The organism is Microbacterium sp. UFMG61 (assembly GCF_015354505.1).
Classification (GTDB): Bacteria; Actinomycetota; Actinomycetes; order Actinomycetales; family Microbacteriaceae; genus Microbacterium.
On sequence record NZ_JACAFP010000015.1, the window covers coordinates 19051 to 43920 of the forward strand.

15 protein-coding genes are annotated in these 24870 nt (G+C 69.1%); 7 read left to right on the forward strand and 8 right to left on the reverse strand.

The genetic code is table 11. The features are described from left to right. Positions 1-27: 27 nt before the first annotated feature. The 5 genes from IXW21_RS16275 to IXW21_RS16295 form a co-directional block, all read right to left on the reverse strand. A complete protein-coding gene (locus IXW21_RS16275) occupies positions 28-603 on the reverse strand; it encodes an ECF transporter S component (protein WP_194765290.1) in 576 nt (191 codons plus the stop codon). Between the two features lie 152 nt (positions 604-755). Continuing rightward, positions 756-1631 carry a siderophore-interacting protein gene (locus tag IXW21_RS16280; RefSeq protein ID WP_194765291.1) on the reverse strand — a complete coding sequence of 292 codons (876 nt, stop codon included), beginning with the start codon at positions 1629-1631 and terminating at the stop codon, positions 756-758. An 11-nt stretch (positions 1632-1642) separates the two neighbouring features. Further along, a complete protein-coding gene (locus IXW21_RS16285; protein WP_194765292.1) occupies positions 1643-2461 on the reverse strand; it encodes an energy-coupling factor transporter transmembrane component T in 819 nt (272 codons plus the stop codon). After that, entirely contained in the window at positions 2458-4236 is a 1779-nt protein-coding gene (locus tag IXW21_RS16290) for an ABC transporter ATP-binding protein (RefSeq protein WP_194765293.1), read from the reverse strand. Before IXW21_RS16290 ends, IXW21_RS16285 begins: the two co-directional genes overlap by 4 nt. Before the next feature lie 90 nt (positions 4237-4326). Continuing rightward, a complete protein-coding gene (locus IXW21_RS16295) occupies positions 4327-4869 on the reverse strand; it encodes an ECF transporter S component (RefSeq protein WP_194765294.1) in 543 nt (180 codons plus the stop codon). 145 nt (positions 4870-5014) lie between these two features. Between IXW21_RS16295 and IXW21_RS16300 the strand changes: the two genes are divergently transcribed. Then, positions 5015-8068 carry a S8 family peptidase gene (locus tag IXW21_RS16300; RefSeq protein WP_194765295.1) on the forward strand — a complete coding sequence of 1018 codons (3054 nt, stop codon included), beginning with the start codon at positions 5015-5017 and terminating at the stop codon, positions 8066-8068. A gap of 56 nt (positions 8069-8124) precedes the next feature. Here the strand turns inward: IXW21_RS16300 and IXW21_RS16305 are convergent, their stop codons facing one another. Beyond that, positions 8125-9042, reverse strand: a complete 918-nt coding sequence (locus tag IXW21_RS16305; protein ID WP_194765296.1) for a pirin family protein — start codon at positions 9040-9042, stop codon at positions 8125-8127. Continuing rightward, the gene (locus tag IXW21_RS16310; protein ID WP_194765297.1) at positions 9042-9359 is read right to left on the reverse strand and encodes a GNAT family N-acetyltransferase; all 318 of its coding nucleotides are present in this window, start codon (positions 9357-9359) and stop codon (positions 9042-9044) included. The genes IXW21_RS16305 and IXW21_RS16310 overlap by 1 nt, the downstream gene beginning before the upstream one ends. Positions 9360-9450: 91 nt before the next feature. Here IXW21_RS16310 and recQ point away from each other — a divergent pair, with 91 nt between their 5' ends. After that, a complete protein-coding gene (recQ, locus tag IXW21_RS16315) occupies positions 9451-11496 on the forward strand; it encodes a DNA helicase RecQ (RefSeq protein WP_194765298.1) in 2046 nt (681 codons plus the stop codon). Positions 11497-11509: 13 nt separating this feature from the next. Here the strand turns inward: recQ and IXW21_RS16320 are convergent, their stop codons facing one another. Beyond that, positions 11510-12790, reverse strand: a complete 1281-nt coding sequence (locus IXW21_RS16320; RefSeq protein ID WP_194765299.1) for a TetR/AcrR family transcriptional regulator — start codon at positions 12788-12790, stop codon at positions 11510-11512. Between the two features lie 138 nt (positions 12791-12928). Here IXW21_RS16320 and IXW21_RS16325 point away from each other — a divergent pair, with 138 nt between their 5' ends. The 5 genes from IXW21_RS16325 to IXW21_RS16345 all read left to right on the forward strand — a co-directional run bounded on the left by IXW21_RS16325 (position 12929) and on the right by IXW21_RS16345 (position 24812). Further along, the gene (locus IXW21_RS16325) at positions 12929-14227 is read left to right on the forward strand and encodes an MFS transporter (protein ID WP_194765300.1); all 1299 of its coding nucleotides are present in this window, start codon (positions 12929-12931) and stop codon (positions 14225-14227) included. A gap of 2 nt (positions 14228-14229) precedes the next feature. Beyond that, on the forward strand, positions 14230-15999 hold the full coding sequence (locus IXW21_RS16330) for a glycoside hydrolase family 3 protein (protein WP_194765311.1): 1770 nt from the start codon (positions 14230-14232) through the stop codon (positions 15997-15999). A gap of 403 nt (positions 16000-16402) precedes the next feature. Continuing rightward, on the forward strand, positions 16403-22741 hold the full coding sequence (locus IXW21_RS16335; protein WP_228528676.1) for a choice-of-anchor G family protein: 6339 nt from the start codon (positions 16403-16405) through the stop codon (positions 22739-22741). 77 nt (positions 22742-22818) lie between these two features. Next, positions 22819-23637, forward strand: a complete 819-nt coding sequence (locus IXW21_RS16340) for a DUF5819 family protein (RefSeq protein WP_194765302.1) — start codon at positions 22819-22821, stop codon at positions 23635-23637. Then, on the forward strand, positions 23634-24812 hold the full coding sequence (locus IXW21_RS16345; protein ID WP_194765303.1) for an HTTM domain-containing protein: 1179 nt from the start codon (positions 23634-23636) through the stop codon (positions 24810-24812). The genes IXW21_RS16340 and IXW21_RS16345 overlap by 4 nt, the downstream gene beginning before the upstream one ends. The last annotated feature ends 58 nt before the right edge of the window (positions 24813-24870 follow it).

The window sequence follows — 24870 nt, forward strand, 5'->3', positions numbered from 1 at the left end:
GTCGTGTCCGCAGTGCGGAAGGGCCGGTCAGCGGGGTAGGCGAGCTCCGACGCCGGCCGTGCGCAGCCGGTCGGCGATGAGGATGCCGAGGGCGGTGCCGCCGAGGCAGCTGGCGAGCGTCACGGCGAAGAACGTGATCTGCAGCGCGACACTGAAGCTTCCGAGGTCGAACGACGCCCAGGCGAGGATCGGGTACACGACGCCGACGATCGCCGCTCCGACGTAGTGCAGCCAGGTTCCCCAATAGCGCCAGATGACGAACAGGAACGGCAGCTCGGTGAACGCCGCCCACCACAGGTTCGTCGCGACGCTGCTGAAGCCGTAGCCCGAGAAGGGTACGATCACGAGGCCCGCGAGGAGGCCCACCAGAAGGCCGACGAGCGGGCGCCGCAGCAGCCGGAGGGCGACGACCGAGGGCAGCAGCCAGAGTCCGGCCAGTCCGACGCTGACGAACGGGAGACCGGGGAAGAGGATCGTCGAGATCCAGTTCGCCGGGGCGAGCAGCGCGCCGCCCGCGACGCCGAGCGCCGCGCAGGTCAGCAGTATCGCGGTCGGGAACCGCAGGCGTGACCGACCACCCGCGGTGCGGGGTCGATTCCGCACCCCGGATGACGGATTCGGGTGCGCTTCTGGCCCCGCATCGGGCGCGGGGTGCGGTTCTGGCCCCGCACCGGGCCGAGCGCCGGGCCGAGCGCCGGGCCGAGCACCGGGACGCGGATCGACGTACGGGTTCGTGCCGCCGGCATCCGCACCGTTCACGAGAGGGGCTCCGCCGCCGCGTCGCGGGCGGCCTTGGAGCTGGGCGACGCCGCGCCGATCTTCCAGTAGCCGCAGAAACTGACGGCGTTCTTGTCGACTCCGCGCCCGCCGACGAGATGTTTGCGGGCACCGGACGCCAGCGACTGCTCACCGGCCGCGTAGGCGTGGAACGGCGATTCCGGCAGCGTCAGCTCACCCAGTCGGGCGAGCGCGAACGACCCCGGAGGGAACTCATGCGGGCGCACGAGCCAGACCACGTCGACACCGCTCGGATGCGCGAACTCGAGAGCATCCTCGTCTGTGGGCACCTCGATCAGGGCCGTGCCCGTGGCGTCTGCCGGCAGCGAGGCGCAGATCGAGGCGATCGCGGGCAGTGCCGTCTCGTCTCCGATGAGCACGACGCGATCGGTGCCGCGCTGCGGGTTGAAGGTGAGTCCCTCGTCGATGATCAGCACGTTCTCGCCGGGCTCGCACGTCTCGGCCCACCGGGAGGCGGGGCCGGCGGTTCCCTCGGCGGCAGACCCGTGCAGTACGAAGTCGACGTCGATCTCGGCCCCGGCATCCGCGGTCGCCGGCCGGTGCGCGCGCACGCTGTAATTGCGCATCACCGGGCGCTCGCCGTCGGGGATGCGCAGGAACTTCATGTACCCGAACATCCTGTTGGCCTTGGCGGGCACGCGGTCGAGCCCGGCGTCCCCGCCGATCGGCAGGAACAGGCGGAACCACTGGTCGAAGCCCATCGGACGGAACTTCTCGATCTCACCGCCGCCGAACGTGATCCGCATCCAGTGCTCCGACAGCCGCTCGGTGCGCAGCACGCTGAGGTGGATGAGTTCGGACGACTCGGGCTTGACGAGTTTGCTGTATGCCATGCGGGCGCCTTTCAGGGCAGCTGCCAGGGGAAGAAGAGAGTGAAGATCGCAGCGGATGCGAGCACGCAGACGACGATGAAGACGGTGTCGCGTGTGCGGAACGGCACGAGATGGCGTTCGGTGCGCGTCGTGTGCGCGCCGAAGGCGCGGGAGTCCATCGCGAGCGCGACCCGCTCGGCGTGGCGGATCGCTCCGGCGAGCAGGGGAACGATGTAGCCCCATCCGCGCGCGATGCGTGCGAAGGGCCCGCTGCCGCCGTGGTGTCCGCGAACCCGATGCGCCGCGCGGATCACGGCGAGCTCGTGCCCGAAGCGGGGGACGAACCTGAATGCCGCGAGCGCCGTGTATCCGATCCGGTACGGCACCCGCAGCTGCTGCACGCTCGCGCGCACGAGGTCGGGGCCGCTCGTGGTCAGACCGCCGATGAGCGCCAGCGCGACGATGGCACCGAGACGCAGTGCCGTGGCGAAGCCGATCGCGAGAGCGCCCCGGTACAGAGTCCAGTCGCCGAGCTCCACCACCGCAGGGGTGCCGTCGACGAGTCCCGCATCGACCCACAGCGAGAACCCGACGCCGATCGCGAGCAGGCCGATCGGCAGGGCGAGGAACAGCAGGGCCGCGATGCGTGCGGTGAGTCGAGACCCCACGACGATCGTGGTGAGGGCCAGGATCAGGAAGGCGGCGGGGGTGGCGAGATCGCGCACGGCGATGAGCACGAGCATCGCCGGCGCGACGCCGGCGACCTTGGCGAGCGGGTTCAGCGCGTAGAGGAACTGGCGGGGAGAGGATGCCGCCACCTTGGCGTACGGATCGAAGGCCTGCACGCTCATGCGATGGCCTGTCCTGTCGCGGCCAGCATCCGCTGGAGTGCGGGCAGACGCAGACCGGCCTCGACGAACGGCGTCTCATCGAGGAAGAGATCGCCGGTGCGGCCGGCGGCGTGCACGCGTCCGTCCTTCAGGATCACGGTGTGCGAGGCGTGCTCCGCCACGAGCTGCAGATCGTGCGTGACGATCAGGATCGTGGTGCCCTCGTCTCGCAGGTCGTTCAGAAGCGCGAGGAGTTCGGATGCTCGCGCGCGATCCTGCCCGAACGTCGGCTCGTCGAGTGCGAGCACCCGCGGACGCGTGATCAGCGCCGTCCCGACCGACAGGCGCCGCTTCTCCCCGCCGGAGAGCAGGAAAGGATGCACGGCGGCCTTCGCCTCGAGCCCGAATCGCCGGAGCATCGAATCGACGCGCTCGTCGACCTCGGCATCCGGGGTGCGGCGCAGCCGGAGCCCGTGCGCGAGCTCGTCGAACACGGTGTGCGCGATGAACTGATGCTCGGGGTTCTGGAACACGAAGCCGATGCGGCTCGCGAGCTCACGAGGCGATGCGGATCCCGGGTCGATGCCGTCGACCGTCACCTGTCGTCGGGGCGGGGGCACGACACCGGCCAGCGCCTGCAGCAGCGTGGTCTTGCCCGCACCGTTCGTGCCGATGATCGCGGTGAGGGTGCCCGGGTCGATGTCGAGGTCGACACCGCGCAGGATCTCGGTGCGGCGGCGGTGCACGGTGAGACCGCGGGCGGTGATGATCGGTGCGGTGTCGTCGTCATCGGGCGTCGAGCGAGCGGCCTCGGCTGCGTCGGCCCGTGTCATCTCGTCGCTGCGCTCCTCGGTCGTCGAGTGGGTGCCCCCCTCGGTCGTCGAGTGGGCGCCCCCCTCGGTCGTCGAGCGAGCGGAGCGAGACGAAACGGGGTGAGTCGTGGCCGCGGCCAGTGCCGCTGCGAGCTCGTCCGGCGTGAGCGGCAGCTCGGCGAACTGCATCCCGGCATCCCGCAGGCGCAGTGCAGCCAGCGTCGCCGCGGGCAGCCAGACGCCCAGCGCGATCAGCTCGTCGACGTGGTCGCGGATGATCCGGGCCGGTGATCCGTCGAATGCCACACGCCCGGCACGATCGAGCACGATCGTCCTGGTCACGAATCCCATGGCTGCATCGAGGTTGTGCTCGACGAGCAGGATGGCGCGATCGCCGGCAGCGATCACGTCACGCAGCGCCGAGTAGACGTCGTCGATGCCCTGCGGGTCGAGGTTCGCGGTGGGCTCGTCGAGCACGACGAGCGGCGAACCCATCGCGAGTGCGCAGGCGATCGCGAGACGCTGCCGACCGCCTCCCGAGAGTCGGTCGGGGTTCTCGTCGCGTCGATCCCACAGCCCCACTCGGCGGATCGCGTCTTCGGCGCGCCGATGCACCTCTGCGAGGGGGAGCAGCAGGTTCTCGGGGCCGAAGGCCACCTCGTCGTAGACGGTTCCGGTGACGATCTGGGCATCCGGATCCTGAAAGACCATCGCGACCCGTGTGCTCAGCTCGGCGGTGGTCGCGTGTGCCGTGTCGACGCCGCCGGCCTCGACGGCGCCTGTCATGCTGGCCGGCACGGCGTGCGGGACGAGCCCGTTGAGCGCGAGGGTCAGCGTCGACTTGCCCGAGCCCGAGGGGCCGAGCAGCAGGACGACCTCCCCTTCGGCGATGTCGAAGGTGGCGTCTTCGGGGGAGGGGCGCACAGAATCGACGTGGGTGATCGAGAGGTCACGCACGCGGAGAAGAGGCGCAGATGTGCGCACGGCATAACCCCGGTTCTGCGGATCGGTACCGTTCTAACTTAGCTGAGCCTTACCTGAATCGCCACGCGCCGGATTCGGTGTGGGCCGGTGTCAGCGCCGCGCGACGCCGGCGCGGGACAGGGCTGCGCCGATCGCGAGTCCGACGGCGGTCCACACGAGGGGGCCGAGCACGGAGATCACCAGATAGGCGATCTGCACCCACGGGGCGAAGGTCGCCAGATCGACCGCGAAGAAGACCACGACCGCCACGATCACACCGATCACCCCGGCCGAGATGAAGAAACGCCACGGGCCCCACGACCGGTAACGGGTGAGGGCGGCGATGCCCTCCTGGATCGCGCCGAACAGCAGCGCTGTGCCGATGAACCGCAGTGCCCAGGCCGGGTTGAACGCGCTCGAGATGAGTGCCGCGATCAGGTGGGTGACGAGGGCCACGAACGGTCGGCGCAGCACCTCCTGCGCGATGATTCCCGGCAGCACATGCGAACCCAGCACCAGGCCGTAGAGGTACGGAGTGAGCACGATGACGCCCGGCGTGATGAGCCCGGCGATCCCGCCGAGGATGCCGGTGGCGACGCCGATCGCGGCGCAGATCAGCAGCACACGGGTCGTCAGCACGGGGGAGGGGGCCACCCTCTCAGCCTACTGTCGACCAATGGCGAGTCGGCTGGCTGATCGTCCAGTAATAACCCGTGAACCTGGAACCGGCAGCTGACTGAGGCGTAGCTTGAGCGGCGGTGCGGCAACCCGGTCGCACGAAGATCATCGGGAGAAGCACATGGGTCGAACACCCCTCCGGATGGCAGCGGCCACCACCCTGGCAACGCTGTTCATCGCATCGACGGCAACCACGGGCTATGCGGCTGAGGAGGTGAACCACCCCACTCCGGTCGAAGGCACGCCAGGGCATTACATCGTCGTGATGAAGTCCGACCCGCTCGCGAGCTACACCGGCGACGTGAACGGACTCAAGGCGACGAAGCCGGCCGAGGGCGAGCAGCTCGAACCGCAGTCGCAGGATTCCCAGCGCTACGTCGAGCACCTCGAGACGCAGCAGCAGACGCTCGCGCAGGAGGTCGGGGTGACGCCCGACACCACCTATCAGGTGGTGCTCAACGGCTTCAGCGCCGACCTCTCGGGCGAGCAGGTCGACAAGCTCCGCGCCTCGAAGGATGTCTACGGCGTCTATCCCGATTTCATCCGGCACCCCGATGCGCAGACCTCCACCGATTTCCTCGGCCTCGGCGATGACAAGAAGGGCCGCGGCGGCGTCTGGCAGCAGACCGGAGGCGTCGAGAAGGCCGGCGAGGGTGTCGTGGTCGGTGTCATCGACACCGGCATCGCCCCGGAGCACCCGTCGTTCGAGGGCAAGAAGCTCAAGAACCAGAAGAAGAACGACAAGCGTCACAAGGGCTCGCAGCCCTACACCGACGGCACCCACGTCTATTTCGACAAGTCCGACGGCGGTCGGTTCCAGGCCGCGATGGTCGAAGGTCAGGACTGGGACAAGAGCGACTACTCCTCGAAGCTCATCGGCGCGCAGTACTTCCACGCGGGCGCGGAGGCGGCGGGCTTCGACTTCCAGTACGACTACCTCTCGCCGCGTGACGGCGACGGACACGGCTCGCACACCGCGAGCACCGCGGCGGGCAACTTCGGAGTGAGGGCATCGATCGAGGATGTCGACTTCGGTCGCATCTCGGGCGTCGCCCCCGGCGCCAAGGTCTCGGCGTACAAGGCCTGCTACGTCGGCCCCGAGGAGGCGGTGACGACCGACGACATCTGCGCAGGCAGCGACCTGATCGCCGCGATCGACCAGGCCGTCGCCGACGGCGTCGACGTGATCAACTACTCGATCGGCGGTGGCGCGGCCTCGACCGTGCTCGCCCCCGAGGACATCGCGTTCTTCAACGCGGCGGCAGCGGGCGTCTTCGTGGCGACCAGCGCCGGCAACGACGGTCCCGATCCCGTCACCGCCGACCACGCGTCTCCGTGGTACACCACGGTCGCGGCATCCACCGTTCCGACCTGGGAGGGCACCGTGCAGTTCGACGGCTTCGCCCAGGCAGGCACGTCGGTGAGCGTGCCGTTCGGTGAGACGGTCACCGGGCCGTCGATCTACGCGGGTGACGCGGCGGCCGCCGGTCAGGCCGCCGCCGATGCGGCCCTCTGCCTTCCCGGCTCGCTCGACCCGGCGAAGGTCGCCGGGCACATCGTGGTCTGCGATCGCGGCGGCAACGCCCGCGCCGAGAAGTCGCAGGTCGTGAAGGATGCGGGTGGCCTGGGCGTCGTCCTGGTGAACGTGCCCGGCGGTGCCGACTCGCTCGACAACGACTTCCACGCCCTGCCCACCGTGCACCTGTCGTCGGCATACCGCGCCCCCGTGCTCGCCTACGTGCAGAGCGGCGTCGATCGTCCGATCAGCCTCGTCGGCGAGAACACCACCGGCGTCTCGACACCGGTGCCACAGATCGCCGGTTTCTCGAGCCGTGGACCCATGCTGGCCGACGGCAGCGACATCATGAAGCCCGACATCGCGGCCCCCGGCGTCGCGATCCTCGCGGCGACGCAGAACGCGCCCGGTGAGGCGCCGACCTTCGGCATCCTGTCGGGCACGTCGATGTCGTCACCGCACATCGCGGGTCTCGCGGCTCTCTACCTGGGCGAGCGTCCGAATGCGAAGCCCGCCGAGGTCAAGTCGGCGATGATGACGACCGCATACGACACCGTGAACGCCGACGGCTCTGCGAACAGGGATCCGTTCCAGCAGGGGGCCGGTCAGGTCGATCCGAAGCGCTTCTTCACCCCGGGTCTGCTCTACCTGAACGACGTGCCCGACTGGGCGGCGTTCCTCGAGGGCAAGGGGCTGGCGGAGTTCGACGGTGTCGAGCCGATCGACGGCAGCGACCTCAACATCGCCTCCTTCTCGATCGGATCGCTCGCCAGTGCGCAGACGGTCACTCGCACGGTCACCGCGACGGAGAAGGGCACGTTCACAGCGTCCGTCGATCTGCCAGGCGTGAACGTGACGGTGGAGCCGTCGACGCTGAAGTTCGACAAGCCCGGCCAGACGGCGACCTACACGGTCACGTTCGACAATCAGAGCGCACCGGCCGAGCAGTGGGCGACCGGATCGCTGACCTGGACGAGCAAGAAGAACACGGTACGGTCGCCGATCGCGGTGTTCCCGGTCACGGCGGATGCTCCGGCAGAGGTCGAGGGCACCGGTGTCGACGGTTCGACCACGGTCGAGATCACTCCGGGAGTCGACGGCGACCTCGCCCTCGGGCTGTCGGGTCTGACGCCGTTCACGCTGCTCGAGGACCCGGACGGCCGCGTCGTGGGTCACTCGGGCGACGAGGCATCGGGCGACGAGAACAAGGACGTGTCGTGGATCGTCGACGTGCCCGAGGGCACCACGCTCTCGCGCTTCGACCTCGACTCGTCGGATGACACCGGCAGCGACCTCGACCTCACGGTCTACCGGGTCGTGAGCCCCGACGACCTGCGCTACTACGAGCGCTGGCAGTCGGCGACCGGCTCGGCCGACGAGCAGGTCACACTGCCGGCGCCGACCGCGGGCACCTATCTGGTGGTCGCGAACGTCTACTCCACCTCTGCTCCGATCACGTGGGACATGACCTACGCGAACGTGCAGCCCGAGGGTGAGGGCGTGTTCACCGCGAACCCGAACCCGATCGCCGCCGTCCGCGGTGAGGCGACGAGCTACGAGCTCAGCTGGACCGGTCTGACCGCCGGCACCCGCTACCTCGGACTCGTGCAGTACGGCGAGTCGGACGTGCGCACGATCGTCACCGTCGACACGCAGTAGCAGTGCCGCTTCGACAGGCTCAGCGACCCCGGTCCCTGAGCCTGTCGAAGGGTGGATCAGATCCTGCGCCCGCGCGGCATCAGTCGCACATCCGGCAGTGGCGGCGCGGGGATGCGCACGTCGTGGCCGTCGACGACACCGAAGCGATCGGATGCGGCTTCCCACTCGGTGCGGGCTTCCACGATCTCCTCGTGGGTGCGGCCGGCGAAGTTCCACCACATGACGATCTCATCCTCGAACGGTTCCCCGCCGACGATGAAGAGCAGCGCTCCCTGCGAACTCGTCACCTCGACGGCATCCCGCGAATCGCCGAGATAGAGCATGTCGTTCTGCGCCAGCGCATGGGTCGACACGGTCGCATCGCCCTCGACGAGCATGATCGCGTGCTCCCACTCGGCGCGCAGGGGCAGGCGCAGGCGCGTTCCCGCGGGGACGACGATCTCCGCGCCGACGATCGGGGTGTGCACGGTCGCGGGCGACACGGTGCCGGCGAACTCGCCGAGCACGACGGTGGCCGTGGCATCCGTCCCCTCGTCGGCCGTCAGCGACACATGGGGGAGGTCGGTGTGGCGCTCGAAGCCGCCGACGCCCTGGCGAGCGCCGTCGGGGAGCACCACCCAGAACTGAAGCGCATCGAGGGGGATCGGGTCATCGCCGATCGAGTACTCCGAGTGCGAGATGCCGTTGCCCGCCGTCATCAGGTTCAGCTGGCCGCGTCGCAGGTCGGCGTCGCTGCCGAGCGAGTCCCGGTGGCGGATCTCGCCGACCAGCGGCCAGGTGACCGTCTGCAGTCCGATGTGCGGGTGCGGTTCGACGCGCATCCGGGTGTCCGCCGGGCCGAAGCGGTCGAGGAAGCACCAGGCGCCGATCGTCGGCAGGTTGCGATGCGGCAGCACGCGAAGGACGTTCATGCCGCGCACGCCGCCGAGTGGAACCTCGCGTGGCTCGAGCACGATGCGGCGTTCGCCGATCATCATGCCTCCGCAGGGGCCGTGCCCGGGCGCTTCGGCCAGCGGATCTCCGCCCCGGCGACCTCGTGGGTCGTCAGGTACTTCGCGATGTACGGGCACAGCGGCACGATCGCGTCGCCCGATGCGACGACGTCGGCGAGTGCTCGCTCCGCGAGGATGCTCGCCAGGCCCTGCCCCTGGAAGGCCGGGTCGAGTTCGGTGTGTGTGAAGCGCACCGCGCCGGGTCGCTGATCGAACTCGGCGAAGCCTGCGAGTGTCCCATCCGAGCGGATCTCGTAGCGGGAGGCGGCGTCGTCGCGGGTGACGGTGATGTGGGTCATCGGATGCTCCTTCGGGCGTCTGCGTCCAACCTACGCCCGCCCGAACTGTGGAAGGGCGGGCGGCGTCGGCGGGGGTCGTTACGCTGGAGGGATGCCGCAGACTCCCCGTGACCCGTATGAAGGATGGGTCCCTGAGCCTGTCGAAGGGGCGGACGAGCCGTGGGACGGTGCCGGTTGGGAGCCCTCCGAGCCGCCCGAGCCGATGGATTGGGAGCCGCAGGGGGCGGGGTACGAGCCGCCGCTCGATTGGGGTCCTGGGCCCGCGACACCGGTGACTCCGGCGACGACTGCTGCAGCGCCGGCAGTGCGGCGCGCAGCACCCGGCCGGTACCCGACCGCCGGCGAGGCGCTGCACACGGTCTTCGGCTACGACGCGTTCCGCGGCGACCAGGCGGCGATCGTCGAGCACGTCATCGGTGGCGGCGATGCCGTCGTTCTCATGCCGACCGGTGGCGGAAAGAGCGTCACCTACCAGGTGCCCGCGCTCGTGCGCGAGGGCACGGGGCTCGTGATCAGCCCGCTCATCGCGCTCATGCACGACCAGGTCGACGCCCTGCGCGCCAACGGCGTGAGTGCGGCGTATCTCAACTCCACGCAGTCGATCGACGAGCGTCGCGAGGTCGAGCGCGCCTACGTCGCCGGCGAGCTCGACCTCATCTACGTCGCCCCCGAGCGGCTGTCGTCCCCCCAGACGACGGCCCTGCTGCAGCGCGGAACCCTGAGTGTGATCGCGATCGACGAGGCCCACTGCGTGTCGCAGTGGGGCCACGACTTCCGCCCCGACTACCTCGCGCTCGGCGACCTCGGCGAGCGGTTCCCGGGCGTCCCGCGCATGGCACTCACGGCGACCGCCACCCGGGCCACGCACAAGGAGCTCACCGAGCGGCTGCGCCTCGACGACGCGAAGCACTACGTCGCGAGCTTCGACCGCCCGAACATCCAGTACCGCATCGTGCCGAAGGTCGACCCGCGCAAGCAGCTGGTCTCGTTCATCCGTGCGCAGCCCGAGGGATCGGTGGGAATCGTCTATGCGCTGAGCCGCAAGTCCGTCGAGCAGACGGCCACCTATCTCGCAGCGCAGGGGTTCGACGCCCTGCCGTACCACGCGGGTCTGCCCGCCGAGGTCCGGGCGGCCAATCAATCGCGGTTCCTGCGAGAAGACGGTGTCGTGATGGTCGCGACGATCGCGTTCGGAATGGGCATCGACAAGCCCGATGTGCGCTTCGTCGCCCACATCGACCTGCCGAAGTCCGTCGAGGGCTACTACCAGGAGACCGGCCGTGCCGGTCGTGATGGCGAGCCGTCGATCGCGTGGATGGCCTACGGCCTGGGCGACGTGGTGCAGCAGCGTCGCATGATCGACCAGAGTCCCGGTGACCGCACCTTCAAGATGCGCCTGGGACAGCACCTCGATGCGATGCTCGCGCTGTGCGAGACCGTCGAGTGCCGCCGACAGAATCTGCTCGGCTACTTCGGTCAGGAATCGCAGCCGTGCGGCAACTGCGACACCTGTCTCGAGAACCCCGAGACCTTCGACGGTCTGGTGCCGGCGCAGAAGCTGCTGTCGACCATCGTGCGCCTCAAGCGCGAGCGCAACCAGTCGTTCGGCGCCGGGCACCTGATCGACATCCTGCGGGGGGCCTCGACCGAGCGCATCCGCCAGCAGGGGCACGAGAAGATCACGACCTACGGCATCGGCGCAGACCTGTCGGATCAGGACTGGCGCAGCGTGGTCAGGCAGCTCCTCGCCCGCGGGATCATCGTGGCGCAGGGCGATTACGGCACGCTCGCGCCGGGGGAGCAGGCGGGCGGAGTGCTGAAGGGCGAGACTCCGGTGCCGCTGCGCAAGGACACGATCGGGCGCCCGGCCTCCTCTCCGCGTGCCCGCAAGGCGAGTGCGGCGGATGCGCTGGACGCGGCCGACCGCGGCCTGTTCGAGGCGCTTCGCGCGTGGAGAGCCGAGACGGCTCGGGAGCAGGGCGTGCCGGCGTACATCGTCTTCGGGGATGCCACGCTGCGCGCGCTGGCCGAGCATCGTCCTGGATCATTGGGCGATCTCGACGGCATCACCGGCATCGGCGCGAAGAAGCGCGATGCCTATGGTGAGGGCGTGCTCGCGGTCATCGCTGCCGCGTGATCCCTGGCGTCGCTCACACTCGGGGGAGCACGTCGGCGAGGTGCGCGCTCAGATGCGCCGCGACGTCGATGGTCTCACGGTCGTACAGCCACTGATACTGCAGTCCGTCCCACAGCGCGAGAAGCCAGACGGCCTCGTGCTCGGGATCGCGGTGATCGGGAAGGTCCCCGTCGACCTGCGCGAGCCGGAACAGCTCCGCGAAATGGTCGATCACCTTTCGGAACCGCTCGGTGAAGTACTCGTGGGCGGGATGGCCCGCGGGCACGGCCTCGCACGAGAGCACCGCGTAGACCTCGATCAGCCCCGGTTCGTCGAGGGCATTCACGAGGGCGCCCCGGTGGATGGCGCGGAGCACGTCGGCGGCTCGCTCCTCCCGGTGAGCATTCGTGCGCTCCTGGATCGACCGGTCGCGCTCCGAGAGCACGGCACTGAGCAGCAGCTCCTTCGAGGCATAGTGGTGCAGCAATGTCGACTTCGACACCCCGACGGCCTCAGCGATGTCGCGCAGGCTCGTGTCACCGTAGCCGGCGCGGGAGAAGAGTCGCATCGCATCGGCGAGGATCTGCGCTCGCCGTCGTCGCCCGACGGCATAACCGGGATCGCTCTCCGGGGCTCCGTCGACGGTCGTGCCGTCGAGCGCGGGCAGCGGGCCCGCGGACTCCGCGGCAGGAGAGGGCTGGTCGGGATCGCGCCAGCCGAACGGCATCGCCCAGAGCGACTCGCGCTCCTCGAGCATGTCCACGACGTCGACGCGGTCGGGGAGGTACTGCGAGATCAGCTGGAGACCGTCCCAGCCGGCCATGTGGCGAGTCGTCTCCGCCGACACGTCTCGGTCGGAGTCGACGGAACCGTGCAGCGCCGCATCCTCGAGGACCTCGGAACTCAGCGACCGCAGGCGTGCGTACCGTGCCTGCATCCGCTCGTGGGCGGGATGCTCGAGGGCTGAGGCCTCGCCGGTGAGCGCGGCGAAGAGTTCGAGGTAGCCCGGTGTGCGGGCGTTGCGGCGCGCGACGTCCGCGAAGATCAGCCCGCCGGGCTCCGATGCCGCGGCGATCAGGTCGAAGTCCTTCTCGTCGTCGGCTTCGAAGCCCGCGACGACCTCGGCGAGAAGATCGTCCTTCGACGCGAAGTGGCCGAGGAGGCCGGGGTGGCTGACCGAGGCCGCCGCCGCGATGTCGCGCAGAGACGTCGACCGGTAGCCGTTCGAGATGAAGAGCTCGCGGGCAGCGTCCACGATGCGCTGACGGGTCTCGGCCGCGCGCGCCTGACGGGAGCCTGTCGCCACTGTCGTCATCGCCGCCCCTTTCCGTCCCATTCTCTCTCATTACCAATCGGTAGACATTCACTTACCAACCGGTCGAGATTCGTGTATCGTCATCTCTCGACGCCGAGTCGCGGAGGACCGGTGCACCTTTGCCCGAAAGGACCCCCCATGACAGAGCTGTCATCGGCCGCCACCGCGGCGGCCGTCGGAACGACCGGCTTCAAAGCCCCCGGCACCACACCCCGCAAGACGCCGCGCGGCTACACGCCCGGACTTGCCGCCGTGAACTTCGGCGTCTACCTGGCGCTCCTCACCCCGGTGATGGTGTCGATGGCGTTCAAGATCCAGCGCCTCGACCCGGTGAACACCGAGGGCAGTCTCGGCCTCGTCATGGGTGTGGGCGCCGCCTTCGCGCTCATCGCGAACCCGCTGGTGGGCCGTCTCTCCGACCGCACCACCTCCAAGTGGGGCATGCGTCGGCCGTGGATCCTCGGCGGGGCGATCGTCGGTCTCGGCGGCTTCGCCATCATCGGCGCCGCGACCTCTGTGTTCGTCGTCATGCTGGCCTGGTGCCTCGTGCAGGCGTCCATGAACGCCGTGCTCGCCGCTGCCAACGCGACCCTGCCCGACCAGGTCCCCGTGTCCAGCCGCGGCAAGGTCTCGGGCATCATCGGCATCACCACCCCCATCGGCATCCTCGCCGGAAGCTTCATCGTGAACTTCCTCCCCGGCGACTTCGAGCGATTCGTCGTGCCGGGCGCGATCGCGCTGATCCTGGTAGTCGTGTTCGTGCTGACGCTCAAGGACCGCCGCCTCACCGAGAAGCCGGCCACGCGGTTCACGATCGGCACGTTCTTCGGCTCGTTCGTCTTCAACCCCCGCAAGCACCCTGACTTCGGGTGGACCTGGCTGACCAAATTCTTCGTGATGTTCGGCTACGCCGGCATCGCGACTTTCCTTCCGCTGTACCTCGTCAACAAGTTCGAGCTCGACGAGCAGGGCGCCGTCGGCACGATCCTCGTCGCGAACCTCGCGTCGATGGCCGCCATGGCGATCTCTGCCCCGCTCGGCGGCTTCCTGTCCGACAAGATCGGCAAGCGTCGCCCCTTTGTCGCGATCGCCGGAGTGATCATGGTGGTCGGGCTCGTGATCCTCGCCCTCGCTCCGTCGATCGCCGTCGTCATCGTCGCTCAGGCCATCATCGGCCTCGGAGCCGGGTCGTTCCTGTCCGTCGACCTCGCCCTGGCCACCGAGGTGCTCCCCAATCCCGACGACGTGGCGAAGGACCTCGGCGTGCTCAATATCGCCAACGCCCTCCCGCAGTCGATCGCTCCCGCGATCGCGCCGAGCATCATCGCGATCGGCGCCGCCACGCCGCTCGGCGGCTACACCACCTGGTACCTGTTCGGGGCGCTCGTCGCGCTCGCGGGGGCCGTGCTCGTCTACCGCATCAAGGGAGTCAAGTGACCATGGCAGACGTGACGACATCGCCCACGGCATCCGAGCGTCCCTGGCTCGACGCGTCTCTGCCGATCGACGACCGCGTGCAGCTTCTCCTCGACGAGATGACCGTCGAGGAGAAGGCCGGGCTGTTCTTCCACACGATGATCGCGATCGGCGATCTCGACGAGAAGAACCCGACGTTCGCGACGCCGAGCGCCCGCGACTTCATCGACGTCAAGAAGATGAATCACTTCAACCTGTTGGGCGCAGCGCCCACAGGTCGCGAGATCGCCGCGTGGCAGAACGCTCTTCAGCGGCTCGCCGCTTCCACTCGTCTCGGCATCCCCGTCACGCTCTCGACTGACCCGCGGCACTCGTTCAGCGAGAACCCCGGTGCGTCGATCCTGGCGGGGCCGTTCTCGCAGTGGCCCGAGACTCTGGGCCTCGCGGCGACGCGCGACCCCGAACTGGTCGAGCGCTTCGCGGATATCGCTCGTCAGGAATATACGGCGGTGGGCCTGCGCGTCGCGCTGCATCCGCAGGTCGATCTGGCCACCGAATCGCGCTGGGCCCGGCAGACAGCGACGTTCGGGGAGGACGCCGAGCTGGCGGGCATTCTCGGAGCGGCATATATCCGTGGGTTCCAGGGCGGGTCGTTCGGCGCCGGGTCGGTGTCGACCATGACGAAGCACTTCCCGGGCGGCGGACCGCAGAAGGACGGCGAGGATCCGCACTTCCCCTACGGGCGCGAGCAGGTGTACCCCGGTGGTCAGTTCGAGTTGCACCTCAAGCCGTTCGAGGATGCCATCGCGGCGGGCACTCGCCAGATGATGCCGTACTACGGCATGCCCGTCGGCACGGAGTACGAAGAGGTCGGCTTCGGCTTCAACCGCTCGGTCATCACGGGCCTGCTGCGCGAGCGCTTCGGGTTCGACGGACTCGTGTGCACGGACTGGGGCCTGATCAACGATGCGGAGATCTTCGGCCAGCCCTTCCCTGCGCGTGCGTGGGGCGTCGAGGATCTGACGCCGCGCGAGCGGATGCTCAAGGTGCTCGACGCGGGCGCCGACCAGTTCGGCGGTGAGGACTGCCCCGAGATGCTCGTCGCACTCGTCGCCGACGGCTCGGTCTCGGAGGCGCGCCTCGACGTCTCGGCCCGACGCATCCTGCGCGAGAAGTTCGAGCTCGGGCTCTTCGAGAACCCGTTCGTCGACGAGGATGCCGCAGACGCCGTGGTCGGTCGGGCCGACTTCCGGGCTGCGGGCGACGCGGCGCAGCGGGCATCGATCACCGTGCTGACGAACGACGGCGCGCTGCCGTTCGCGGCGGCGACCAAGCTCTACGTCGAGGGCATCGATGCCGAGGTCGCGGCGTCGTATGGCGATCTCGTCGCAACGCCGGCTGAGGCCGACCTCGCGATCATCCGCCTGCATGCTCCCTTCGAGCAGCGCGCGACGACCTTCGAGAACTTCTTCCACGCGGGCTCTCTCGACTTTCCGGCTGATGTCATCGACCATGTCCGCGAGGTCGCCGGCGTCGTGCCCACGGTCGTCGATGTCCTGGCAGACCGTCCGCCGATCCTCGAGCCGATGACGGATGCTGCTGCTGCGGTCACGGTCAACTGGGGTGCATCCGGCGCTGCGTTGCTCGATGTCCTCAGCGGTCGGGCGACCGCCGGAGGTCGGCTGCCGTTCGACCTGCCGCGATCGATGTCCGCCGTCGAGGCATCGCGCCCGGATGTGCCCTTCGACACCGCCGATCCGCTGTTCCGGTTCGGCCACGGTCTGACTCTCTAGCGCTGCTCCGGCAGTCGTCTCGGCTGCCTTCTCGAACGCCCCGCAGGTTCACTCCTGCGGGGCGTTCTGCGTGTCGGGACACATGTGTGGGACTCCCGTGTGCCGGGCGCACTCGCCAGAAGCGCGAAGCGCGACACGCCGACGAGCAGCAACGAGATCGCCTTGAGCATTCTGTTGGTTGAACACGCATTCAGCTCGACGTTAAGTTGATTGAACGCACAGTCAAGTTGCAGAATGTCTCAAAACGTCTCTCTATGACGCGCCCCCTTAAGACAAAACCTGGACTTACGCCGTGAGAAACGGCAATACTGTCCCCACATGCGCTCTGTCGATGAAGTCGTCGACACCTGGGGAGGGCCTATGACGCGGAATATCTGCATCACAGGAGAGGCGAATGGGCAACATGGAGGGGAAGACTCTGCGCACGCGCAGAGCCATCGGAGGGGGAATCGCGGGGGCTACGGCAGCCGCGGTCGTCCTCGCGAGTGCATTGATCCCATCGGCGGCGAATGCCGCTCCCGGGGACCAATCGGCATCGAGTTCGCAGTTCCTGGGCGGAAGTCTTCTGCTCGATAACGTGGCGCTCGACGATATCGCCGAGCTTCAAGGCGTCGCCACGAGCAACAGCGGGGTTCCGACGCCTGAGACGGAATCCGGGTCGCTCGACCTCACCGCGTTGAACGCCCTGAATGTCACGGTTCCCGGCGGCCTGAGCGTGCCCCTCGGCGGGTTCCTCGAGCTCGGGGCGGTGAACCAGTACTCGCAGTCCTCTGACGCGGGTGTCTCGCGGGCAGCGACCGGCGCTGTCAGCGATGCGGGCGTCGTCGATACGACGGGCACGGGGGACTACCCCGCGAACGCCTCGCTGAACCTCGAGGGTCTCCTCGGTGCCACCGTCACTGACGCCGTTGCGGATCTCGACATCTCGCTTGAGGCGATCAGTGCCGAAGTGGCGCTCGATGGTGCGGGCGTGGTGACGCGTGAATACAACGTCGCCGGGGGTGGACTCACCCTGACGCTTCCTGCCGTCGCAGAACTGGAAGACACCCTGACCGGCGCAGGCGGAGTCGCCGCGACGGTCGACACTGCGGTCGGGACTCTCGTGGGCCCGAACGGTCTCCTTGCCCAGGCGCTCTCTGCGATCCCAGGACTGCCTGGCCCCATCCTCGGCAACAGTGGCGTGAATATCGCGATCACGACGGATATCGCTGGCGCATTGAACGGCATTCTTGACACGCCGGTGGGTGACGGCGTGGTGACCGTCAATCTGCGAACGGGGGCGGTCGAGGTCGATCTCGACGCGCTGCTCGCGGACACCACCGGTCACGGCCTCAACGACCTCGAGGTGAATGAGGAGGTCCTGTCGGCAGACGTGCTCAACAACCTGATCCAGCGAGTTGGAGCAGTGCTCGATACGGTCCCTGATCTCGTAGAGAACACTCTGACCGAGACTCTCGACGCTGCAATCCTGAACGTCAACGTGGCGGTGTGCGTCGTCGGGACCGGCCCGACGTGCACGACAGGTTTCCCAGATCTCGGAGTCGGCATCCAGATTTCGGTTCCCAACCAGACCTTGGGGACCATCCTGAACAATCCGGACGATGTGAACGCCGCCATCACAATCAAGGTGCCGGCCGTGCCGATCACGATCCCGGTGGGCACTCTTATCGCCGCGCTGACCGGACCCATCGTGGACACGCTCTTCGGCGACACCGGTGTGATCTCAACCGTCATTCCGACGGTGACAACTGCGGTCGGCGGGATCGTTCTCGCCCTCGACCCTGTCGTCGACCTGTTGAACGGCGTCGTGTCGCTCAGGGGAAATGTCCAGCCTGAGAGCGGACCTGTTTACAGCCAAGAAGCCTTCGTTCTGGGCATAGGAGATGTGCTGGGCGCCGGCGGCGTAGCAACCGTGGTCCTCGCGCATGCGCAAGCCGGGCCCAACGAACTTGCTGCCGCGGTTCCCGCGGTCGACGCGGCAGACACCGTTCCCGCGGGTACGAACCTGCCCGTGACGGGCTCGGGCTGGCCCGCGAACACCGACGTCTCGATCGCGGTCACGGCTCCTGGCGGCGCAGTCGTCAACGACCCCGTGGTCGTGACGACCGACGGCAGCGGCGCTTTCACCACAGGCTTCTTCATCCCGGCGGCCACGACTCCCGGCACGGGCTACACCGTGACGGCGACGGCTGGTGCGATCTCGGCGACCGACACGACGGAGGTCACCGCGGCTGCGACGATCGATGCCGCACCTGCTGTGCAGCAGGGCACGGATCTTGCGGTGACCGGCGCGAACTGGCCCGCGAACTCCAGCGTCGCAGTGCAGCTCACCGCCCCCGGCGGAGGTGCGATCGGCGGTCCCGAGACCGCGACGACCGACGGGTTCGGCACCTTCACTCTCGCTTATCCCGTACCGGCCGGAACCCCCGCTGCGCCCGGTTACACGGTGACGGCCACCGCTGGCGCACAGACGGCGACGGACACGACAGAGGTGACGGCTGCGCCGGTGCCGGTGGTGGATGCCTCCGACACCGTGCAGGCCGGAACCGATCTCGCGGTCAGCGGTGACACGTGGCCGGCGAACACCGACGTCACGCTGCAGCTGACGGCTCCCGGCACCGGTGAAGACGTCGGCGGTCCCGTGACGGTCACGACCGACGGCACCGGCGCCTTCACGACCGGCTACCCGGTCCCGGCATCCGCGGTTCCCGGCACCGGTTACGTGTTGACGGCGACGGCGGGTGCGCAGTCGGCGATCGACACGACCGAGGTGACCCCCGCCGTGGCGGTGGACGCCGCGGACACGGCTCAGGCCGGAACCGATCTGCCGATCACGGGTGCGAACTGGCCCGCGAACACCGAGATCACGGTGCAGCTCACGGCTCCCGGTGGCGCGACTGTCGGTGGACCGGAGACGGTCACGACCGACGGTGCGGGTGGCTTCACACTGAACTACCCGGTTCCTGCGAACGCCGAGCCGGGCACGGGATACACCGTGACCGCGACGGCCGAAGCACAGTCGGCGACCGACACCACCGAGATCACCGCAGCCGCCACGATCGATGCGGCTCCTGCGGTGCAGGCGGGCACCGATCTGGCAGTCATCGGAGCGAACTGGCCGGCGAACACCGTCGTGACGGTGCAGCTGACGGCTCCCGGCGGCGGCGCGATCGGCGGGCCGGAGACGGCGACGACCGACGGCACCGGTGTGTTCACGCTCGACTATCCGGTTCCCGCAGGTACCCCCGCTGCGACCGGCTACACCGTGACCGCGAACGTGGGTCCGCAGACCGCGACGGACACGACAGAGGTGACGGCTGCGCCGGTGCCGGTCGTGGATGCGGCCGACACGGTCCAGGCGGGCACGGACCTGGCGGTGAGCGGCAACACCTGGCCTGCAGCCACGCAGGTCACGTTGCAGCTGACCGCTCCCGGCACCGGTGAGAACGTCGGCGGGCCCGAGACGGTCACGACCGACGGCACCGGCGCCTTCACCTTCGACTACCCGGTGCCTGCCTCCGCGGTTCCCGGCACCGGTTACGTGATGACGGCGACGGCGGGTGCGCAGTCGGCGATCGACACGACCGAGGTCACGGCGGCGGCATCGGTGGATGCTGCGGACGAGGCTCAGGCTGGAACCGACCTGCCGATCACGGGTGCGAACTGGCCCGCGAACACCGAGATCACGGTGCAGCTCACCGCTCCCGGTGGCGCGACTGTCGGTGGTCCGGAGACGGTCACGACCGACGGTGCGGGCGGCTTCACGCTGAACTACCCGGTTCCTGCGAACGCCGAGCCGGGCACGGGATACACCGTGACCGCGACCGCCGGAACGCAGACCGCGACCGACACGACGGAGATCACGGCAGCCGCGACAGTGGATGCTGCGGACACGGCTCAGGCCGGCGCGGATCTGCCGATCACGGGTGCGAACTGGCCCGCGAACACCGAGATCACGGTGCAGCTCACCGCTCCCGGTGGTGCGACGGTCGGTGGTCCGGAAACGGTCACGACCGACGGAACGGGCGGCTTCACGCTGAACTACCCGGTTCCGGCCGACGCCGAGCCGGGCACGGGCTACACCGTGACCGCGACCGCCGGAACGCAGACCGCGACCGACACGACGGAGATCACGGCAGCCGCGACAGTGGATGCCGCGGACACGGTCGAGGCCGGCACCGATCTGACGGTGACGGGTGCGAATTGGCCCGCCAACACGCTGATCACCGTGCAGCTCACCGCCCCTGGCGGAGAGGCCATCGGTGGTCCTGAGACCGTGACGACCGGAGCTCTCGGTGCCTTCACGCTCGGCTACCCGGTTCCGGCCGGAACGCCGGCGGGAACGGGTTACACCGTGACGGCTTCGGCGGGCACGCAGACCGCGACCGACACCACCGAGGTCACAGCGGCCGCGGTCGTCGTCGATGCGGCCGAGTCGGTTCCTGCGGGCACCAACCTGTCGGTGACGGGTTCGGGCTGGCCGATCAACTCCACCGTGACGCTGCAGCTGACCGCCCCCGGCGGCGGAGCAGACGTCGGCGGTCCTGTCGACGTGACGACGGATGGATTCGGAGCCTTCGCGACGGTGTATGCCGTGCCCGCGGATGCGACGCCCGCCACCGGCTACACGATCACGGCCACCGCCGGCGCGATCACGGCGACCGACACCACCGAGGTGACGGCCGGCGACCCGGGCGACGTCAACACGAACGCGGCCGCTTCGGCATCCGCCTCGGCAGATGCGACCGCTGACGGAGACCCCTCCGCACAGGCGGCAGCCGAAGCTGCGGCTCTCGCCGACGCGACGTCGTCCGCCTCGGCGGCGGCGACCGCAGACGCGACGGCAGCGGCAGAGGCGGCGGCCACGCCCGACGCCTCGACCGCGGTCTCGGCCGACGCCACCTCCGACGTGAACGCCTCTGCGGCGGTCGCGGCGCAGGCTGCGGCTCAGGCCGATGCGTCGGACGACGCGAACGCCTCGGCATCGACGGCGGCGGACGCCAACTCCGCGGCATCGTCGGAGTCGGCGGCGACGAGCGATTCGTCCACGGATGCCTCGTCTGAGGCCTCGTCCAACACGAACGCGGCCGCCTCGGCATCCGCGTCCGCCGACGCCACCGCAGACGGGGATCCGTCCGCGCAGGCGGCGGCTGAGGCTGCGGCCTTCGCCGACGCCACGTCGACCGCGTCGGCTGCGGCAGATGCGAGCGCCGAATCGGCGGCTGAGGCAGCGGCACTGACGGCGGCATCGTCGGATGCGTCGACGACCTCGACTTCGGATGCGAACGCGCAGGCTGCGGCGGCCGCTCAGGCTGCGGCTCAGGCCGACGCCTCGGATGGCACGAACGTCTCGGCCTCGGCCGTCGCCGACGCGAACTCCTCGACCGCAGCACAGGCTGCAGCCGTGGCGAACTCGAGCGACGACGCTTCGGCGGACGCCTCGACGAACACGAATGCGGCTGCTTCGGCATCCGCCTCCGCGAACGCCGATGCCACCACCGCGGCAGTCGCGGAAGCCTCTGCGCAGGCAGCGGCCTTCGCCGACGCGACGTCCGAGGGCTCGGCGGCAGCCGACCCGTCGGCCGAAGCGGCTGCGCAGTCCGCGGCCACGGCCACGTCCTCGGCGACGGCCACGGCTGACGCCACCTCGGCGGCCAACGCCAACGCGGCAGTGGCTGCGCAGGCGGCGGCACAGGCGGATGCGTCCGACGACACCGCAGCTCAGGCCTCGGCAGTCGCCAACGCGAACGCCTCGTCGGCGGCGGATGCGGCAGCGATCGCGAACGCGTCTACGGATGCCTCGAGCGAGGCGGCGGCCGCAGCACAGGCCGACACCAACGCCTCGGCCTCGGCGGCGGCATCGGCTCAGGCGGATGACGACAGCAACGCCTCGGCCCAGGCCGCGGCGGAAGCGGCGGCTCTCGCGGACGCGACCAGCTCGGCCTCGGCCGCGGCTGACGTCACCGCGAACGCGGCAGCGCAGGCCGCAGCGACCGATGACGCATCCACGGACGCCTCGTCGACGGCGACGACCGACGCGAACGCCTCGGCGGCCGCGGCGGCTCAGGCGGCGGCTCAGGCGGCGGCGCAGAACGACGCGACCTCGACCAGCGCGGCGGATTCGTCGGGCTCGGCCGATGCCGACCCGAACGCCTCCGCGGCAGCGGCCGCCAACGCCTCGGCGTCGGCGACGGCCTCCGCGACGGCGGCGGCTGACGCCTCGGCGGAAGCGGCGGCCGAGGCATCCTCGGCAGCGACGGCTGAGGCTTCCTCGGCAGCGACGGCTGAGGCTTCCGCCTCCGCGACGGCTGAGGCGTCCGCATCCGCGGACGCCGGGGCCGACCCGGAGCAGCAGCTCGGCATCCGCGTCCTGGTTCCTGTGATCGAGCGCGGTGAGAAGCAGACCGCGATCGGCACCGGCTTCCGGCCGGGAGAGGTGGTCACCGGTGTGATGACCTCCGCCCCGATCGCACTCGGCACGCAGGTGGCGAACGCGCAGGGTACGGTCACCTTCACCTGGACGATCCCGGCCGACTATGACCTCGGAACGCACACCGTGACGCTCACCGGACCCACGTCCGGCAGCATCGCGACGACGTTCCAGGTGGTCGCGACGGGCCTCGCCACCACGGGTGGAGAGGTGCAGGGCGGATGGATCGCACTCGCGGCGCTGCTGCTCATGTTCGGTCTGGGAGCGATGCGGGTCGCTCGCACCCGGCGTCCTCTCGTCGACACCGAGTGAGCATCGAGTAGGAAACGCTGAGAGGTCGGGGCCGTCAATGCGGCGGTCCCGACCTTCAGTGATGAGAAGGTATGGGAATGAGCACGATGACCGAGGCGTCACCGGACGCACAGGACGAGAATCCCCCCGCGGCAGCCCCACCGCGGACCCGCCCCACGTGGTGGGTCAAGCTCATCGCCTTCGCGGCCTGTCTGCTGACGCTGTGGCACATCGGGGCCTCCTTCCTGTGGATCGCACCGTACTCCGCGCTGCGCGAGATCCCCACGCAGCAGGTGCTCGCCGGCTACATGCTGCCGATGTTCGGTCAGTCGTGGAGCGTGTTCGCGCCTGAGCCCATCAACGGCGACTACCACTTCAACGTCCGCGCGGTGATCGAGAAGGACGGCGAGGAGGTCGAGACCGGATGGGTCAGCGCGACCGACGTCGAGCTCTCGATGATCCGCTACAACCTCTTCCCGCCGCGCGCCGGCATCCAGTCGAGCGAGGTCGCGAGCGGACAGATGGGTGCCTTCAACAAGCTGAACGACCAGCAGCAGGCGGTCGCCGCGCTCGACTTCACCGAGGACGGGTGGGAGGACTGGATGGTCCGCTCCTTCGATGAGCTCGAGGGCGAGAACCCGTCGACCGAGGCGTACATGGCCGAGGAGCACCTCTCCACCGCGTATGCGACGCAGGTCGCCTACGCGATCTGGGGATCGGATGCCGTGATCAAGGTGCAGTACCGCGTCAGCCGGCAGAACGTGGTGCCCTACGCGGAACGGAACGACCCCGGTGCGCAGCGCCCGGATCCGACCTTCTCGACCACGGGATGGCGTTCGCCTATAGAAGAGGAAGGGCAGAGTCGCGAGAACTTCGCGAACACCTTCCGGAGTCAGTTCGAGAGGATCCAGCCGTGAGCGCGCCGGTGAAGACCGCGGCGAAGAGCGCGCCGAAGAGCGCGGCGAAGACCACGGCACCGGACGAGACCACGGCTCCGACGTCGCAGCCCGCCCCGTCGACACCGCCCGCATCGCTGCCCGCTCGCGTCCTCACGTTCGTGTCGTCGATGATCGGCGGACTCTGGGCCATGGTGATCTCCGCGATCGACAGGATCTCGGCGTTCATCGGCGACTGGCTCTTCAACGGCAAGAAAGCCCTGTATGGCCTCGCCGTCACCCGCATCCTGTTCGGACTCACCGCGATCGGACTGCTGGCATCGAACTTCGCCACTCGTCTGTACACGTTCGGTTCCGGCTCGGCGTGGAACGGCGAGATGGCCGAGCCCGTCAGCGACTTCCCGAAGATCTGGCTCTTCAGCGCCTTCCATGCGGCGATGGGCAACGACGTCCTCTACACCGCCCTCTATCTGCTGCTGGGCGTGCTCGCGGTGCTGTTCGTGCTCGGCTGGCGGTTCCGCATCGTGCTTCCGGTCTTCTTCTGCCTGTGGGTCGGCTTCATCGAGGCCAACGACATGGTCGGCGACCAGGGCGACAACATGTTCCGCATCGCTCTGCTGCTGCTCCTCTTCGCCGACCCCGCGGCGCGGTGGTCGCTCGATGCGAAGCGGCGGGCCAAGAGCGGCGAGTGGTTCCCGCCGACGAGCCAGCCGGCGCTGCTGGGCACCATGTTCCACAACCTCGCCCTCGTCGCCCTCACTGCGCAGGTGTGCTTTGTGTATGCCTCGGGTGCCCTGTACAAGGCCGGTGGTGAACCCTGGAAAGAGGGATACGCCGTCTACAACCCGCTGCAGACGGCTCGCTTCGGTACCTGGCCGGTGCTGAGCGATCTGGTCACCGCGTGGGGGCCGATGGTCGTGGCGGCGAGCTGGGGGTCGATCATCCTCCAGGTCGCGTTCCCGCTCATGCTGCTGACGCGGCCCACTCGGCTGCTCGGTCTGCTCGGCATCCTGTCGTTCCACATCGGCATCGCCGTGCTGATGGGCCTGCCCTGGTTCTCGCTCACCATGATCGCGATCGACTCGATCTTCATCCGCGATCGCACGTGGTCGCGGCTGAGCGCGGGCACGGTGCGGCGATGGAATGCCGCGAAGAATCCGACGGCGGGCGGCGCACCGCCGGGGACTGTGGCCTGACGACAATCGGGTGCGGCGACGCCGCCGGAAGCGGTTGGAGGATGCCCACAGGCGAGTT

Bases quoted from the DNA above. Each gene is read 5' to 3' on its own strand.
- IXW21_RS16335 (WP_228528676.1), top strand. From the start codon at position 16,403: ATGGAGGGGAAGACTCTGCGCACGCGCAGAGCCATCGGAGGGGGAATC.
- IXW21_RS16320 (WP_194765299.1), bottom strand. From the start codon at position 12,790: ATGACGACAGTGGCGACAGGCTCCCGTCAGGCGCGCGCGGCCGAGACC.
- IXW21_RS16330 (WP_194765311.1), top strand. From the start codon at position 14,230: ATGGCAGACGTGACGACATCGCCCACGGCATCCGAGCGTCCCTGGCTC.
- IXW21_RS16285 (WP_194765292.1), bottom strand. From the start codon at position 2,461: ATGAGCGTGCAGGCCTTCGATCCGTACGCCAAGGTGGCGGCATCCTCT.
- recQ (WP_194765298.1), top strand. From the start codon at position 9,451: ATGCCGCAGACTCCCCGTGACCCGTATGAAGGATGGGTCCCTGAGCCT.
- IXW21_RS16325 (WP_194765300.1), top strand. From the start codon at position 12,929: ATGACAGAGCTGTCATCGGCCGCCACCGCGGCGGCCGTCGGAACGACC.
- IXW21_RS16310 (WP_194765297.1), bottom strand. From the start codon at position 9,359: ATGACCCACATCACCGTCACCCGCGACGACGCCGCCTCCCGCTACGAG.
- IXW21_RS16340 (WP_194765302.1), top strand. From the start codon at position 22,819: ATGAGCACGATGACCGAGGCGTCACCGGACGCACAGGACGAGAATCCC.
- IXW21_RS16300 (WP_194765295.1), top strand. From the start codon at position 5,015: ATGGGTCGAACACCCCTCCGGATGGCAGCGGCCACCACCCTGGCAACG.
- IXW21_RS16280 (WP_194765291.1), bottom strand. From the start codon at position 1,631: ATGGCATACAGCAAACTCGTCAAGCCCGAGTCGTCCGAACTCATCCAC.
- IXW21_RS16305 (WP_194765296.1), bottom strand. From the start codon at position 9,042: ATGATCGGCGAACGCCGCATCGTGCTCGAGCCACGCGAGGTTCCACTC.